Origin of the sequence: Kitasatospora sp. NPDC085464 (assembly GCF_044541955.1) — a bacterium.
GTDB lineage: Bacteria > Actinomycetota > Actinomycetes > Streptomycetales > Streptomycetaceae > Kitasatospora.
This window is the reverse complement of the sequence record NZ_JBITTM010000002.1, coordinates 129,093-142,776: the sequence shown is the minus strand read 5'-3', so window position 1 is coordinate 142,776 and position 13,684 is coordinate 129,093. Positions and strand designations below refer to the sequence as shown.

Annotated in this window: 12 protein-coding genes; 9 read left to right on the top strand and 3 right to left on the bottom strand. The window is 75.4% G+C overall.

The features are described 5' to 3' along the window. Positions 1–423 precede the first annotated feature (423 nt). A complete protein-coding gene (locus tag ACIGG8_RS02350) occupies positions 424–1,431 on the bottom strand; it encodes an ATP-binding protein (protein ID WP_350519812.1) in 1,008 nt (335 codons plus the stop codon). Positions 1,432–1,652: 221 nt separating this feature from the next. On the opposite strand from ACIGG8_RS02350, the gene ACIGG8_RS02345 reads away from it, so the two are divergent. After that, positions 1,653–2,543, top strand: a complete 891-nt coding sequence (locus ACIGG8_RS02345) for an oxidoreductase (RefSeq protein ID WP_396544977.1) — start codon at positions 1,653–1,655, stop codon at positions 2,541–2,543. Positions 2,544–2,927: 384 nt separating this feature from the next. Here ACIGG8_RS02345 and ACIGG8_RS02340 read toward each other — a convergent pair whose 3' ends face one another. Further along, positions 2,928–3,725, bottom strand: coding sequence for an HAD-IB family hydrolase (locus tag ACIGG8_RS02340; RefSeq protein ID WP_350519854.1), 798 nt, complete (start codon positions 3,723–3,725; stop codon positions 2,928–2,930). A gap of 828 nt (positions 3,726–4,553) precedes the next feature. Here ACIGG8_RS02340 and ssd point away from each other — a divergent pair. From ssd to ACIGG8_RS02305, 7 genes are all read left to right on the top strand, one after another. Further along, on the top strand, positions 4,554–5,678 hold the full coding sequence (gene ssd / locus ACIGG8_RS02335) for a septum site-determining protein Ssd (RefSeq protein WP_396544975.1): 1,125 nt from the start codon (positions 4,554–4,556) through the stop codon (positions 5,676–5,678). Beyond that, entirely contained in the window at positions 5,678–7,051 is a 1,374-nt protein-coding gene (locus ACIGG8_RS02330; protein ID WP_396544973.1) for a TadA family conjugal transfer-associated ATPase, read from the top strand. Before ssd ends, ACIGG8_RS02330 begins: the two co-directional genes overlap by 1 nt. 354 nt (positions 7,052–7,405) lie before the next feature. After that, a complete protein-coding gene (locus ACIGG8_RS02325) occupies positions 7,406–8,242 on the top strand; it encodes a type II secretion system F family protein (RefSeq protein WP_396544971.1) in 837 nt (278 codons plus the stop codon). Between the two features lie 218 nt (positions 8,243–8,460). Beyond that, a complete protein-coding gene (locus ACIGG8_RS02320) occupies positions 8,461–9,021 on the top strand; it encodes a type II secretion system F family protein (RefSeq protein ID WP_396544969.1) in 561 nt (186 codons plus the stop codon). Positions 9,022–9,064: 43 nt separating this feature from the next. Next, complete coding sequence (locus ACIGG8_RS02315) at positions 9,065–9,337, top strand: DUF4244 domain-containing protein (protein ID WP_396544967.1); 273 nt, start codon at positions 9,065–9,067, stop codon at positions 9,335–9,337. 295 nt (positions 9,338–9,632) lie between these two features. Next, on the top strand, positions 9,633–9,977 hold the full coding sequence (locus ACIGG8_RS02310) for a TadE family type IV pilus minor pilin (protein WP_396544965.1): 345 nt from the start codon (positions 9,633–9,635) through the stop codon (positions 9,975–9,977). Then, positions 9,965–10,579 (top strand): Rv3654c family TadE-like protein, encoded by a 615-nt coding sequence (locus tag ACIGG8_RS02305; RefSeq protein WP_396544963.1) that lies wholly within the window; start codon positions 9,965–9,967, stop codon positions 10,577–10,579. Before ACIGG8_RS02310 ends, ACIGG8_RS02305 begins: the two co-directional genes overlap by 13 nt. On the opposite strand, the gene ACIGG8_RS02300 is transcribed toward ACIGG8_RS02305, so the two are convergent. Next, positions 10,574–13,015: a DEAD/DEAH box helicase gene (locus ACIGG8_RS02300; RefSeq protein WP_396544961.1), complete on the bottom strand. Its 2,442-nt coding sequence runs from the start codon at positions 13,013–13,015 to the stop codon at positions 10,574–10,576. The genes ACIGG8_RS02305 and ACIGG8_RS02300 overlap by 6 nt on opposite strands. Positions 13,016–13,237: 222 nt before the next feature. Between ACIGG8_RS02300 and bldG the strand changes: the two genes are divergently transcribed. Then, the gene (gene bldG / locus ACIGG8_RS02295) at positions 13,238–13,579 is read left to right on the top strand and encodes an anti-sigma factor antagonist BldG (protein WP_049659132.1); all 342 of its coding nucleotides are present in this window, start codon (positions 13,238–13,240) and stop codon (positions 13,577–13,579) included. Positions 13,580–13,684: the final 105 nt, after the last annotated feature.

Genomic DNA, 13,684 nt, shown 5'->3' with positions numbered 1-13,684 from the left:
GCGGATCGGCTGTCGTGGGTCGCGACGGCGTGGCGGGATGGCGTGGCGCGGCGGGGAGTGCGGGTGTCACCGGCCGGCGTTGACCATCGGGCCCGCCAGGAGCCCGGGCGAGGTGCGGGACGTCTCGCCGAGGGCCGTCGGGACGGACCATCAAGACTCGGTAAACCGAGGGTAATGAAAGCTTTGCACAGCGTGGTTGCGGGTGGGAAGCGGAAAACCCCCTGGTTCACCCCAATGGGTGGTGTCCGAACCGCAGGGAATCTGCTGGTGGGGTCGGTGGGCGGGCGGGCGGGCGGGCGCCGGGCGCCGGGCGGTGGGTGGCTGGGCGGCAGGGCGGGCGGCGGTACCGGAAACGGCGGACGGGCCGCGGCCTTCCCGGGGTGGAGGGAGGTCGCGGCCCGTCCGGGCGCGGTGGCGCGTGCGTCAGGCGTGGGCGCCCGCCGGGGTCGGCTGCTCGCGGTCGTCCGCGAACCCGCCCGGCACGAAGCCCTCGTCCACCTGGGTGGCCAGGTCGATGCCGACCTTGGCGTTGGCCCAACTCTCCGCGTTGCGGCGGTGGAAGAGCACGGCCTGCTCGGTGTAGCGGTGCGCGTCCCGCCGTCCGTACGCCGCGTCGGCCTCGGCCCGCAGCTGCTCCAGCACGGCGCGGTTGGCCGGCTCCAGGGACTTCAGCGGCGGCTCGGCGCCCTGCTCCAGCCGGCGCACCCAGTCCGAGTGCCCGAAGGTGGTGAGCAGGTCGTCGCCGACCTCGCGGCGCAGGAAGGCGAGGTCGTCCGGGCCCTGCACCTTATTGCCGACCACCCGCAGCTGGACGCCGAAGTCGGCGGCGTAGTCCCGGTACTGGCGGTAGACGGAGACGCCCTTGCGGGTCGGTTCGGCCACCAGGAAGGTCAGGTCGAAGCGGGTGAACAGGCCGGAGGCGAAGGAGTCCGAGCCCGCCGTCATGTCGGTGACCAGGTACTCGTCGGGGCCGTCCAGCAGGTGGTTGAGCAGCAGTTCCACCGCGCCGACCTTGGAGTGGTAGCAGGCCACCCCGAGGTCCTCCTCGGTGAAGGCGCCGGTCGCCAGCAGCCGGACCGAGCCCTCGTCCAGCGCGACCGGGCGGGCGCAGGCGGCGTAGACCGGGTTCTCCTCGACGATCCGCAGCAGCCGCGAGCCGCGGCCGGGTGGGGTGGTCTTGATCATCTCCTCGGCCGAGCGGATCAGCGGGTTGCTGCCGCGCAGGTACTCCTTGATCTCCGGCAGGTGCGCGCCGAGCGAGGGCAGGTCGGCGGCCTGGCCGTCCGTCAGTCCGAGGGCGGGGCCCAGGTGCTGGTTGATGTCGGCGTCCACGGCGATGACCGGCCGGCCGGCGGCGGCCAGGTGGCGGATGAACAGGGCGGACAGCGTGGTCTTCCCGCTGCCGCCCTTGCCGACGAAGGCGATCTTCATCTGGGGACTCCGGCTCTCGCTCAGGGCCCTCGCTCGGGGCCGCCTGTCCAGGGGCGCGTGTGACGGGGGCGCCCCCTAGTTGGAAATCGTTATCGTCTCCGATAGTGGCCATGCTAGCCGGGGTTTGGGCGTCGCCGGGGGAGGGAAGTGAGGATTGCCTCTAACGGGTGATGCGGGTTTGCTGTTCCGGGATGGGCGGCCCGTTCATTACTCTCGGGTAGGTGAGCACTGGAACAGATCCCCTCGCCCCGCTGGCCCAGCTCCCCGGGGTGCCCGACGCGGTGGCCGAGGTGCGCAAGGCCGTCGACCGGCTCTACGGCCACCGGGTGATGCGCCGCCGCGCGGCCGAGGTCACCTCCGAGTCCGCACTGCGCGGCGCCCGCGCGTCGGCGGCCCTGGCCGGGGCCGACTGGTCGCTGGAGGAGGTCCGCCGCCGCACCGACTTCGGCGCGGACGCGGAGTCCCGCACGGTCGGCGCGTCCCTGCGGATCGCCGCCGAGGCGGGCCAGCTGCTCAGCATCTGGCGGCACTCGCCGCTCCAGGTGCTGGCCCGGCTGCACCTGCTCGCGGTCGGCGACGGGGACCCGGCTGCAGGGCGTCCGCGCCGGGCGGGGGAGGGCGCGGAGGCGCTGTTCCCGCTGGAGCTGGAACCGGTGGAGAGCGTCCGGGTCGAGGCTGTGGACGGGCCGCTGCCCGAGCTGCCGCCCGCGCCGGGCGCGGAGGAGGTCGCGGCCCGGCTCGACCAGCTCTCCCGGCTGCTGGTGGCGCGCGCGGACGGGCAGGGCGTGGGCACGCCGGCCCTCGTCGTGGCCTCGGTGGTGCACGGCGAACTGCTCGCGCTGCGGCCGTTCGGCGCCCACAACGGGGTGATCGCGCGGGCCGCCCAGCGGATCGTGCTGATCGCCGAGGGGCTCGACCCGAAGGCGATCTGCCCGGCCGAGGTCGGCCTGGCGGAGCTCGGCACCGGCACCTACCGGCGGGCCCTCGCGGGCTACCTCGCGGGCACGCCCGAGGGGATGGCGGCCTGGATCGCGCACTGCGGCGCGGCGCTGCGGCTCGGCGTTCGGGAGAGCACGGCGGTCTGCGAGGCGATGCAGCGCGGCATGGCCTGAGCGGCCGGAGCGGTGGAAGGGCCCGTGCGCGGGCCCGTGCGCGGGCCCGTACGCACGGATGCGGCGGCACCTGGTGTTGCAGGGTGCCGCCGCTGGTGCAGGTACCGGGTGACCATGCATGCACCGGAAGTGCCGATCAGACGGGGATCCTGCCCGTTCGTCTGGTCCGGCGGCCCGACAGCGGGTCGGCTGCATGTGGGTGCTCGGATACCTGTACGTGCGGTCCGTGGGGCCTGAACTGCGTTGTCGGTTTGACCTCTTCGGTCCTGACCGGGTCTCGCGGGCCGTGCTTCATTTGTATCGCGTTTCGGGCGAAAGGGGAACCCGAAACAAGAAGTCTGTGCCGATTGCCCGTTTTGTCCGAAGGGAGCCCGGGGCGGGTCCTCAGGCCAGTGGGCGGCGCCGACGGGCCAGGTACCAGATCACCCCGGCGGTCACGGCGGCCGTCCCGATCGCCACCGCGGTCAGCACCGAACCGCTCGGGGCCGAGAACTCGGGCAGCCGCCGCCGCAGTTCCACCGGCTTGTCGAAGACCAGCACCGGCCACTCCCGCGCCTGCGCCTCCTTGCGCAGGGCGCGGTCCGGGTTGACGGCCGACGGGTGGCCGACCGCCGCCAGCAGCGGCAGGTCGGTGGAGGAGTCGCTGTAGGCGTAGGAGGCGGCGAGGTCGTAGCCCTCGACCGCGGCCAACTCCCGGATGGCGGCAGCCTTGTTCTCGGCGTAGGCGTAGTACTCGATCTCGCCGGTGTAGCAGCCGTCCTCGACCTTCAGCCGGGTGGCGATCACGTGGTCCGCGCCGAGCAGGGCGCCGATCGGCTCGACCACCTCGGAGCCGGAGCTGCTGACGATCACCACGTCCCGGCCGGCCGCGTGGTGCTGCTCGATCAGCGAGGCGGCCTCGTCGTAGATGATCGGGTCGATCAGGTTGTGCAGGGTCTCGGCGACGATCTCGCGGACCTGCTGGACGTTCCAGCCCCGGGTGAGCGCGGAGAGGTACTCGCGCATCTTCTCCATCTGGTCGTGGTCCGCGCCGCCGACCAGGAAGACGAACTGCGCGTACGCACTGCGCAGTACGGCCCGACGGTTGATCAGGCCGCCCTGGTAGAAGGGGCGGCTGAAGGCCAGTGCGCTCGATTTGGCGATGATGGTCTTGTCGAGGTCGAAGAAGGCCGCCGTGCGCAGCCCGCCGGACCGGGCGGGGGCGGGTGCGCGGAGCTCTTCGGGCCCGCTGGTGCCGCCCTGGGACTCGTCGGCGTGGTCGTCGGCGTTCTCGGTGGTGTCCACGGGAACCGAGGATAGAGGGAGCCACAAAACACCCCGCCATTCGGCGTACTCGCGGGCGTGCGGGTTTGTGTTTCTGGCCGCTCGGGTACACCATGGAAGTCACGGATCGTTCGCGACCGTGCTAACCCGGTCCGGCTCCTCCCCCCCGAGTCGGGCTGTGGATAGACGACCCCCGCTCTCCCCCCCGGCGGGGGTCGTCGCACGTCCGGGGCCATTTTCGGGGCTTGAAGGCGCCTGGGGGCGCATTCCGTCCGCGCCGTGCCGACGGTCTACAGGGGGTGTCGACACCTCGGCCCGCCGACCGTCTTCGGTCACTCTGTGTTGCTGTTTGCTCATGGCTGCCGGGAAGCGAACGGCTGGTTCCGATCGGCGGGGCAGGACCGGTCCGCGGGGTGCCGTTACCCGAGTAAGGGCCGCCGGAAGATCCTCCGATCCCGTCGCGACGAGTCGCCGGTTCATCTCCGTGACCTCCTTTCGTCAATTCTTCGCCGATTAGCCCCCCGCCCGGGTGAACGTTTTCATCCACAGCCCACGAGTTATCCACAGGCAATCGCAACGTGGATGACGGAATCCGGATCTCCCCCCACCGTGATGGTCGGCGGCGGTCGCCGGGCAGGCCCCATCCCCCTTCTTCTCCCAGGGGTCTGCCGGGCGGCCGTCCGCCGGAACCGTCCGACGTGCGTCGCCGGCCGCCCCGGTGGCCGGCGACGCGGAGGGGAGACCACCATGTCGACGCCGATCGCCGACCACGTCACCGCCGAGGGCCCCGGCTCCGCCGGGCCGCTCGTCGTCACCGAGGACGACGGCCTGGCCGAGCACCTGCTGCGGCTCTGCGCGGCGGCGGGCACCGAACCGAGGCTGATCCGCGGCGCGCCGCCGACGCGGGAGCTCTGGGAAGGGGCCTCACTGGTCCTGGTCGGGGACGACCAGGCCGTCCACTGCGCCGAGTTGGGTCGGCGCGGCGGGGTCCTGCTGCTCGGGTTGGACCTTGACGACCCCGGCGTGTGGGTCCGGGCCGTCCGGCTCGGCGCCGAGCACGTGCTCTTCCTGCCCGACGCGGAGGCCTGGCTCCTCGACCGGATCGCCGACGCCGCGGAGGGCGGCGGGCCCCCGGCGGTCACCGTCGCGGTGCTCGGCGGCCGTGGTGGGGCCGGAGCCTCGACGCTGGCCTGCGCGCTGGCGGTCACCTCCGCGCGGGCGGGCCGGCGGACCATGCTCATCGACGGTGACCCGCTGGGCGGCGGCCTCGACGTCCTCCTCGGCGGCGAGACGGCGGGCGGGCTGCGCTGGCCCGATCTGGCCGGCTCGCGCGGGCGGGTCAGCGGGGCCGAACTGGCCCGGGCACTGCCGGCGCTCAAACGGCTCTCCGCGTTGGCCTGCCTCTCCTGGGACCGCGGCGACACCCTGACGGTGCCGCCGGAGGCCATGCGCAGCGTGCTGGCCGCCTCCCGGCGGCGCGGCGGGCTGGTGGTGGTCGACGTGCCCCGCCATCTCGACGCGGCCGCCGGGCAGGCGCTGGAACAGTCCGACCTGGCACTGCTGGTGGTGCCGGCCGAGCTGCGGGCGGTGGCCGCCGCCGACCGGGTCGCCGCGGCGGCCCGGATGCGGCTCGGGGACGTCCGGGCCGTGGTCCGGCCGGTCCGGGCCGGCGGGCTCCCGGCCCACCGGATCGCCCGCGGGCTGCGGCTGCCGCTGGCGGGGGAGTTGGAGCCGGAGCCCGGTCTGGCGTCGGACGTCGAGAAGGGCGTCCCGCCCGGGATCCGGGAGAGCGGCCCGCTCGCGCGCTTCTGCGCGACCTTCCTGGACGAGGTGCTGCCGCCGGTTCCGGCGGTCGGAGGAGGTGTGTACTGATGGTCCGTCTGCGCAGAGCAAGCCTTCGGGGCGGCGAGCCCGGTCCGCTCGCCGGTGCGCGGGAGCACCGGCCGCTCCGGAGCGTCCCGCCGCCCGACGGGCCGCCGGAGGCCGAGCACGGGCCCTGCCCGTACGGCCGGACGGCCCGTGAGCAGCGGGCGGCGGCCCTGGTGGACGCGGTGCGGCTGCGACTGGCCGAGTCGGGGGCCGCCCCGACGGCGGGGTCGGTCGCCGCCGCGCTCCGGGCGACCCGCCCACCGCTCGGCGGGGACGAGGTCCTGGACACCGTGCGCTCGCTGCGCGCCGAACTGGTGGGTGCGGGCCCGCTGGACCGGTTGCTGGCGGCGCCCGACGTCACGGACGTCCTGGTGAACGGTCCGGAGGAGGTGTGGGTCGACCGTGGCGGCGGCCTGCAACGGGCCACCGGAGTCCGCTTCGCCGACACCGAGGCGGTGCGGCGGCTGGCCCACCGGCTGGCCACCGCGGCCGGGCGGCGGTTGGACGACGCCCGGCCCTGGGTGGACGCCCGGCTGCCGGACGGCACCCGGCTGCACGCCGTACTGCCGCCCATCGCGGCCGGCTGCACGCACATCTCGTTGCGGGTGTGCCGGCCGCGGCCCTTCACGCTCGACGAGTTGGTGGCGGGCGGGGCGCTGCCGCCGCAGGGCGCCGACCTGCTGGCCGGCATCGTGCGGGCACGGCTGTCGCTGCTCGTCTCCGGTGGGACGGGCTCGGGCAAGACCACCTTGCTCGCCGCGCTGCTCGGGCTGGTCGGGCCGGACGAGCGGGTCGTGGTCGCCGAGGACTCCGCCGAGCTGCAACCGGCCCATCCGCACGTGGTCCGGCTGCAGAGCAGGCCGCCCAACCAGGAAGGGCTGGGCGAGTTCACGCTCAGGGACCTCGTCCGGCAGGCGCTGCGGATGCGCCCGGACCGGCTGGTGATCGGCGAGGTGCGTGGTGCCGAGGTGTCGGACCTGCTGGCCGCGCTGAACACCGGGCACGAAGGCGGCTGCGGCACGGTCCACGCCAACACGGCGGCGGACGTGCCGGTCCGGCTGGAGGCACTGGGCTCACTCGCCGGGCTCGACCGGCCTGCGCTGCACAGCCAACTGCGGGCCGCGCTGGACGTGGTGGTGCACCTGGTCCGGGATCCGGGCTCGGGGCGGCGCCGGGTGGCGGAGATCCACACCCTGGCCGGGGACCGCACCGGGTTGGCGGTGACCACCCCGGCGGTGGCCTTCCCGGCAGCGGGCGGGCTCGTTCCCGGGGCGGGCTGGGAGCGACTGGTCGGGCTGCTGGCGGCCCGTGGAGTGGCGCTCGGGCCGGGGTTCGCACCGGGGCCTCTCGGGACCGGGCCCGGAGGTCCGTCGTGACGGCGGGCGCGTGGGCGCGGGCGGTCGAACTCGCCTTCGTCCTGCTGCTCGGCGGCTGCGCCGCCGGTGCCCTGGCGTTGCTCGGGGCCTGGAGAAGGAAGGAGTGACGGCGACATGGCCGTGGAGGTAGGAATGGCGGCGAGGGACCAGCTCGCGCTCTGCTGGACGCTGGCGCTGTGCCTGGTGGCTTTCGCCGGGTGGCGAGCGCTGCAGGATCGGCTGCCGGGCGGGCGGCGTTCCAGGCTGGTGCTTGCGGGCAGTGGGCCCCCCGGGTGGGCGCCTGGCCGGGCTCGGGCGAGGTGGCTGCGAGCCCGACTCCGAGTCCGGCTCGGGCTCCGGCGATCGGAAGTCCTCGTGCCCGAACTCCTGGCCCTGCCCGTGGGGTTGGCGGCCGGGCAGGCCGCCGCCTCTCCGGTGCCGGTGCTCGCGGCAGCCCTGGCCGTCCTGCCGCTGCGCCGGTGGCGGTTGCGGCGACGCCTGGCGGCCGAGGCCCGGCAGCGGGCCGCCGCCGTCGTGGAGCTCTGCGCCGGGCTGGCCGGGGAACTGCGCGGCGGAGCGACACCGGAGCGGGCATTGCACGTGGTCACCGGTCGGCTCGCCGGCGACCCGGCCGGGCGGCGCAGGCTCGGCGAGGAGCCGGTGGCCCGGCTCGCGGCGGGCCGCTACGGCGGGGACGTGCCCGCAGCGTTCCACCTGCTGGCCGAACTGCCGGGCGGGTGCGGAGCGGCGGCACTCGCGGCCTGCTGGCGGGTCGCCGCGGACAGCGGGGCGGGGCTGGCCGCCGCGTTGGACCGCGTCGCGGAGGCGCTGCGCGGAGAGCAGGCGTTGGCGGAGGAGATCGCCGGGGAGCTGGCCGGGCCGCGGACGACGATCGCCGTCCTGGCCGCGCTGCCGGGAGCCGGGCTGTTCCTCGGTGCCGCGCTCGGGGCCGACCCGCTGGCCGTCCTGCTGCACACACCCGTCGGCTTGGGCTGCCTCGTGGCGGGGGCGGTTCTGGAGGGGCTGGGCGTGCTCTGGACGGCGCGCATCGTCCGGTCGGCGGCCCGGGGCGCACTGGAGGCGCCTCCGGGGCGCGGTGGGCCCCGCCGGGCTCCCGCCGGTCCACCGTCCGCATCCCGCCCGGACGGACGGAGTTGCGGGCTGTCGCGACTGAGGGAGCGGGCACTCGGCGCGGAAGCGGTGACCGGGTGATGTGGGGAGCCGAGTGGGCGGTGGCCGGAGTTCCGGCGATGGCGGCCGCCGTGGTGCGGGCGCGGGCGCTGGTGCGGCAAAGGGCGAGACGTCGGCGGGCGATCGCCGGGGCCCGTGAGCGGGAGGAGGGCCGGGCGCCGGCCGGGCCCACGAGTCCCGGGGCGGGACGCCGACGGCGGACGGCCTCTGCCGTCGGAGCGGGGATAGCGGCGGCCCTGTTGATCGGTGGCGGCGCCGGGCTCGTCGCCGGGGCGCTGGCGGCGGCGGCCGTCCACCGTTGGTCGGCCGGGGCACGGTCACCGGCGGAGCGTCGGGCGGCGCTGGAGGAGGAGCTGCTGACCAGGCAACTCCCGCTGAGTGCCGAACTCCTGGCGGCCTGCCTGGGCTCGGCGGCATTGCCCTCCGAGGCGGTGTCGGCGGTCGGCCGGAGTGTGGGCGCGCCGATGGGCCCGCGGCTGGCCGCGATCGGGGCCGAGCTGGCCCTTGGCGCTCCGCCGGAGCTGTGCTGGAACCGACTCGGCGACCAGCACCCGTCGCTGGCGTCGATGGCGCGCTGCCTGGTGCGGACGAGCCTCGGCGGGACCCCGGCCGCCGAGCCGCTGATCGGGCTGGCCCAGGGGCTGCGGACGGCGGCGGCCCGAGCCGCCCACGCCAGGGTCCGCCGGGCCGCGGTGCTCGCCACCGCTCCGCTCGGGCTCTGCTTCCTGCCGGCCTTCGTGCTGATCGGGGTGGTTCCGGTGGTCGTCGGCCTCGCCGGTCGTTTCCGGCAAGTGATGTGACGTGACATCAGAAGTGTGGACATCGAGAGATCAGGAGGGATCCATGACTGCAGTGATCGCGATCAGGCCCGTCGGTGGGCGCCCGCTCCGGAGGTTGCTCGGGGCGTGGCGGAGGAAGAGCCGCTGGGCGGGTTGCCGGATGCGCGGGGTTGCCCGGCGCCGGGGCCGCTCGGACGCGGGGATGACCACGGCCGAGTACGCCGTCGGGACCTTGGGCGCGTGCGCCCTCGCCGCGGTGCTGTACAAGGTGGTGACCAGCGAAGCCGTCTTCGGCGCGCTGACCGACACGCTCCAACGGGCGCTCCATGCGGCCTAGTTCCAGTCCACGGACCGTCGTAGGCCCACCGCCGCTCCTGCTCCCCGCCGGCCGGGAGGCGCCCGCGGGGCAGGTGCCCCGCCCCGCCGGCCGGGACGTGCTCCCGTCCTCCGCCGTGCTCGGCGTGCGCTCCGACGCGGTCGCACGGACCCGCCGGGCGGACCACCGAGGGCCGAGGACGGGGCCCGGAACCCGCCTTCCGGGCCCGGGCGTCGGTCCGCGCCCCGGGGCGACGCGGGGAGGAGGCCGGTCGGGGCGGCGGGGTGACGGCGGCTTCGTCACGGCGGAGACGGCGGTGGCCCTGCCGGCGCTCGTCCTGCTCGCGGCGATGCTGATCTGGGGCGTGCTCGCGGCGGCCGCCCAGATCCGCTGCGTGGACGCCGCCCGGGTCGGGGCCAGGGCGGCCGCGCGCGGGGAGGCGGACGCCGCCGGACTCGCCCGTGCGGCGGCCCCGGCGGGCGCGCGCGTCCGGGTGACCCCGGCGGCCGACACCGTACGGGTGGACGTGGACGCACCGTGCGCGGCGCCGGGCAGGCTCGGCGGACTGCTCGCGGTACGGGTCGGGGCGGCGGCCGTGGCAGCGCGTGAGGACGTGCTGGCGCGAGCCGCAGAGGGAGGTGGCTCCGCATGGCCGCCGTGACCGTCCTGCCCGTTCCGCCCGATCTGCCCGTTCCGCCCGCCCTGACCGCGCCGACGGGTCTTGCCGGGCCGATCGTCGGGCCCGGGCGCGCCGCCCCCGCGGCGCCGCCCGTCCGGTCCGGCCTGCGGAGGGCGGTGGAACGGGCCGCCCGGGCTCGTGCGGGACGAGCGGCGGCGGATGGGCGGGGGCCGGACGCCGGTTCGGCGACGGTCTGGCTGCTCGCCCTGGCGATGCTGGGCACGGCGGTGTTCGCCGCGACGCTCGCGATCGGCGTCGTGGTCGCCGCCCGGCACCGGGCCGAGTCGGCCGCCGACCTCGCGGCCCTCGCGGCGGCGGACCGGCTGCTGCTGGACCCGGACGGCGGCTGCGCCCGGGCCGCGGGGATCGCCGCCGCCCAGGGCGCCGTTCTGGTGTCCTGCGCGGTGGACCGGTCGGCGGACGCCGTCGACGTGGTGGCCGAGGTGGACGTCGGCCGGCTCCCGGTGCGCCTGCCGGTCGGCCCGGCGCGGGCGAGGGCCCGGGCCGGGCCGGTACGGGCTGCGGTCACCGCCGCCGAGGACGGCCTCGACGGCGCCCCGGGCGGTGCGGAGGCGGCCTCATGAGGCGCTCGGCGCCCCACCGTCCGGTCCCGACCCGACCTCCCGCGACTCGGACGCCCCGGCCCCGGCTGCAGTGCCGGCCCCGGCTCCCGTGCCGGCCCCGGCCTCGGCCTCCGCCTCCGCGGCCCCCGGTGCTCCGGCCAGCAGGACGTCCAGGAGCCGGACGGCGGCCGCCTTGTCCAGCGGGTCGTTCCCGTTGCCGCACTTGGGCGACTGCACGCAGGACGGGCAGCCGCGCTCGCACTCGCAGGAGGCGATCGCCGCGCGGGTGGCCGTCAGCCACTCGGCCGCCCGCCGGAAGCCGCGTTCGGCGAAGCCGGCCCCGCCCGGGTGACCGTCGTAGACGAACACGGTCGGCAGCCCGGTGTCCGGGTGCAGCGGGACGGAGACGCCGCCGATGTCCCACCGGTCGCAGGTGGCGAACAGCGGCAGCAGGCCGATCGAGGCGTGCTCGGCGGCGTGGGCGGCGCCGGGCAGCTGGTCGAGCGGGATGTCCGCGTCGAGCAGCTGGTCCTCGGTGACGGTCCACCAGACCGCGCGGGTGCGCAGCGTGCGGGGCGGCAGGTCGAGCTTGGTCTCGCCCATGATCTCCCCGGTGGAGATCCGCTTCCGGAGGTAGCCGACCACCTGGTTGACCACCTCCACCGAGCCGAAGCTGAGCCGGCCCTCGCCCCAGTCGACGGTGGTGTCGGTGTCGAGGACGGAGATGGAGGTGATGTCGCGGGCGGCCGTGGTGTACGGCGGATCGGCCGGTTCGACCAGGGCGACGGAGTTCTCCAGGTCGAAGTCCCGGACCAGGTAGGTGCGGCCCTGGTGGAGGTGGACGGCCCCGGTGTGGACGGTGGTGTGCGCGGCCGCGGCGTCCACCGTGCCGAGCAGTCGGCCGGTGTCGGCCTCGACGATCTGGACCGGGCTGCCGCCGCTGCCGCGCAGGTCCACGGCGTCGGCCGCGCGCTCACGGCGGGTCCAGTACCAGCCGTCGCCGCGTCGGCGCAGCAGACCGCGCCGTTCCAGGACGGGCAGCAGCGGGGCGGTGGAGGGGCCGAACAGCTCCAGGTCGGTTTCGGCGAGCGGCAGTTCGGCGGCGGCCGCGCACAGGTGCGGGGCGAGCACGTGCGGGTTGTCGGGGTCGAGCACGGTGGCCTCGACGGGCGCCGCGAACAGCGCCTCCGGGTGGTGCACCAGGTAGGTGTCCAGGGGGTCGTCGCGGGCGATCAGGACGGCCAGCGCGCCCTGGGCCTCGCGGCCCGCCCGTCCCGCCTGCTGCCAGAGCGAGGCCCGGGTGCCCGGGTAGCCGGCCATCAGGACGGCGTCGAGGCCGGAGACGTCGACGCCGAGTTCGAGGGCCGAGGTGGAGGCGAGGCCGAGCAGTCGGCCGCTGTGCAGGGCGCGTTCCAGGGCCCGGCGTTCGTCGGCCAGGTAGCCGCCGCGGTAGGCGGCGACCCGCTCGGCGAGCGGTCGGCCGAGCTGGTCCTGGGTCTGGAGGGCGACGAGTTCGGCTGCGCGGCGGGAGCGGACGAAGACGACGGTGCGGGTCCCCCGTTCGACCAGGTCGGTGAGCAGGTGCGCGGCCTCGGCGGTGGCGGTGCGGCGGACGGGCGCGCCGTGCTCGCCGACGTTCTCGGTCAGCGGCGGCTCCCAGAGGCCGAAGACCATCGGCCCGCGCGGCGAGGCGTCCTCGGTGACGGCCACGGCGGGCAGGCCGGTGAGGCGCTCGGCGGTCGCGGCCGGATCGGCGGTGGTGGCGGAGGCCAGCAGGAAGGTCGGTGACGAACCGTAACGCGCGCACACGCGGCGCAGTCGGCGCAGCACCTGGGCGACGTGCGAGCCGAACACGCCCCGGTAGCTGTGGCACTCGTCGACGACCACGTAGCGCAGCGCCTTGAGGAAGGAGGACCAGCGGGCGTGGCCGGGCAGGATGCCCCGGTGCAGCATGTCCGGGTTGGTGAGCACGTAGGAGGCGTACTGGCGGACCCACTCGCGCTCCTCGGGCGGGGTGTCGCCGTCGTACAGCGCGGCGCGGACCCTCGGCGGGGCGAGTTCGGCGGCCCGGCGGCGCTGGTCGGCGGCGAGGGCCTTGGTCGGTGCCAGGTAGAGCGCGGTGGCGCCGCGGCCGTTGCGGGCCTCGGTGCCGTCCAGCAGGTCGCTGAGCACCGGGGCGAGGTAGCCAAGCGACTTGCCCGAGGCGGTGCCTGTGGCGATCACCACAGTCTGACCGCTTTTCGCCAGGTTCATCGCTTCTGCCTGGTGCGCCCAGGGCTGTTCGACCCCGACCGCGAGTGCCGCGTCCACGATCTCCGGACGGATCGACTCGGGCCAGGGTGAATAACGCGCAGTTCGGGCGGGAAGGTGCTCCGTATGGGTGAGCCGGTCGGACCGCCCCCGATCAGTGGTCAGGGTCGTCAGCAGTGCCTCGGGCGGGCTGTGTCGGGGCGGCATGAGGACCCAGTGTGTCACCGGCGTGACGGAGAATCGTCGTAAGCCATCGTGCGGGCATGGTCGCAGGTGGTTGAATGTGGCCGTGACGGCCGTACGGCCGTGGGTCGCAGCGCTGAGGCTTGCCACGCGTTGGCTGGGCGCGTCCGGGCTCGCGACCATGCGGTGGCGGCCGTCCGGCCGAGGATCGCACATGACGTAGCAAGGCAAGGTGCTGGAGGTTCCGTGGACCTGTCCCTGTCGACCCGTTCAGTCGGCGATCGCACGGTCGTCGAGGTTGGCGGCGAGATCGATGTGTACACCGCCCCGAAGCTGCGCGAGCAGCTGGTCGAGCTCGTCAACGACGGCAAGTACCACCTCGTCGTCGACATGGAAGGCGTTGACTTCCTGGACTCGACCGGTCTGGGTGTGCTGGTGGGCGGTCTGAAGCGGGTGCGCGCTCACGAGGGCTCGCTGCGCCTCGTCTGCAACCAGGAGCGCATCCTGAAGATCTTCCGCATCACCGGCCTGACCAAGGTCTTCCCGATCCACACCTCGGTGGACGACGCGGTCAACGCGACCGACTGACGCGGCCGGGCCGGCCCTCGTGGCCGGCCCGCCCCGTTTCCTCGCGTCCGGGGTGCCTGGGCCCCCGCGGCCCGGCGCGTCCCGGTCGCCTCTGGGCCGGCCCTG

Excerpts from the sequence above, each read along its gene's own strand:
- ACIGG8_RS02350 (WP_350519812.1), bottom strand. The coding sequence starts at position 1,431 with ATGAAGATCGCCTTCGTCGGCAAGGGCGGCAGCGGGAAGACCACGCTG.
- ssd (WP_396544975.1), top strand. The coding sequence starts at position 4,554 with ATGTCGACGCCGATCGCCGACCACGTCACCGCCGAGGGCCCCGGCTCC.
- ACIGG8_RS02330 (WP_396544973.1), top strand. The coding sequence starts at position 5,678 with ATGGTCCGTCTGCGCAGAGCAAGCCTTCGGGGCGGCGAGCCCGGTCCG.
- ACIGG8_RS02315 (WP_396544967.1), top strand. The coding sequence starts at position 9,065 with ATGACTGCAGTGATCGCGATCAGGCCCGTCGGTGGGCGCCCGCTCCGG.
- ACIGG8_RS02305 (WP_396544963.1), top strand. The coding sequence starts at position 9,965 with ATGGCCGCCGTGACCGTCCTGCCCGTTCCGCCCGATCTGCCCGTTCCG.
- ACIGG8_RS02300 (WP_396544961.1), bottom strand. The coding sequence starts at position 13,015 with ATGCCGCCCCGACACAGCCCGCCCGAGGCACTGCTGACGACCCTGACC.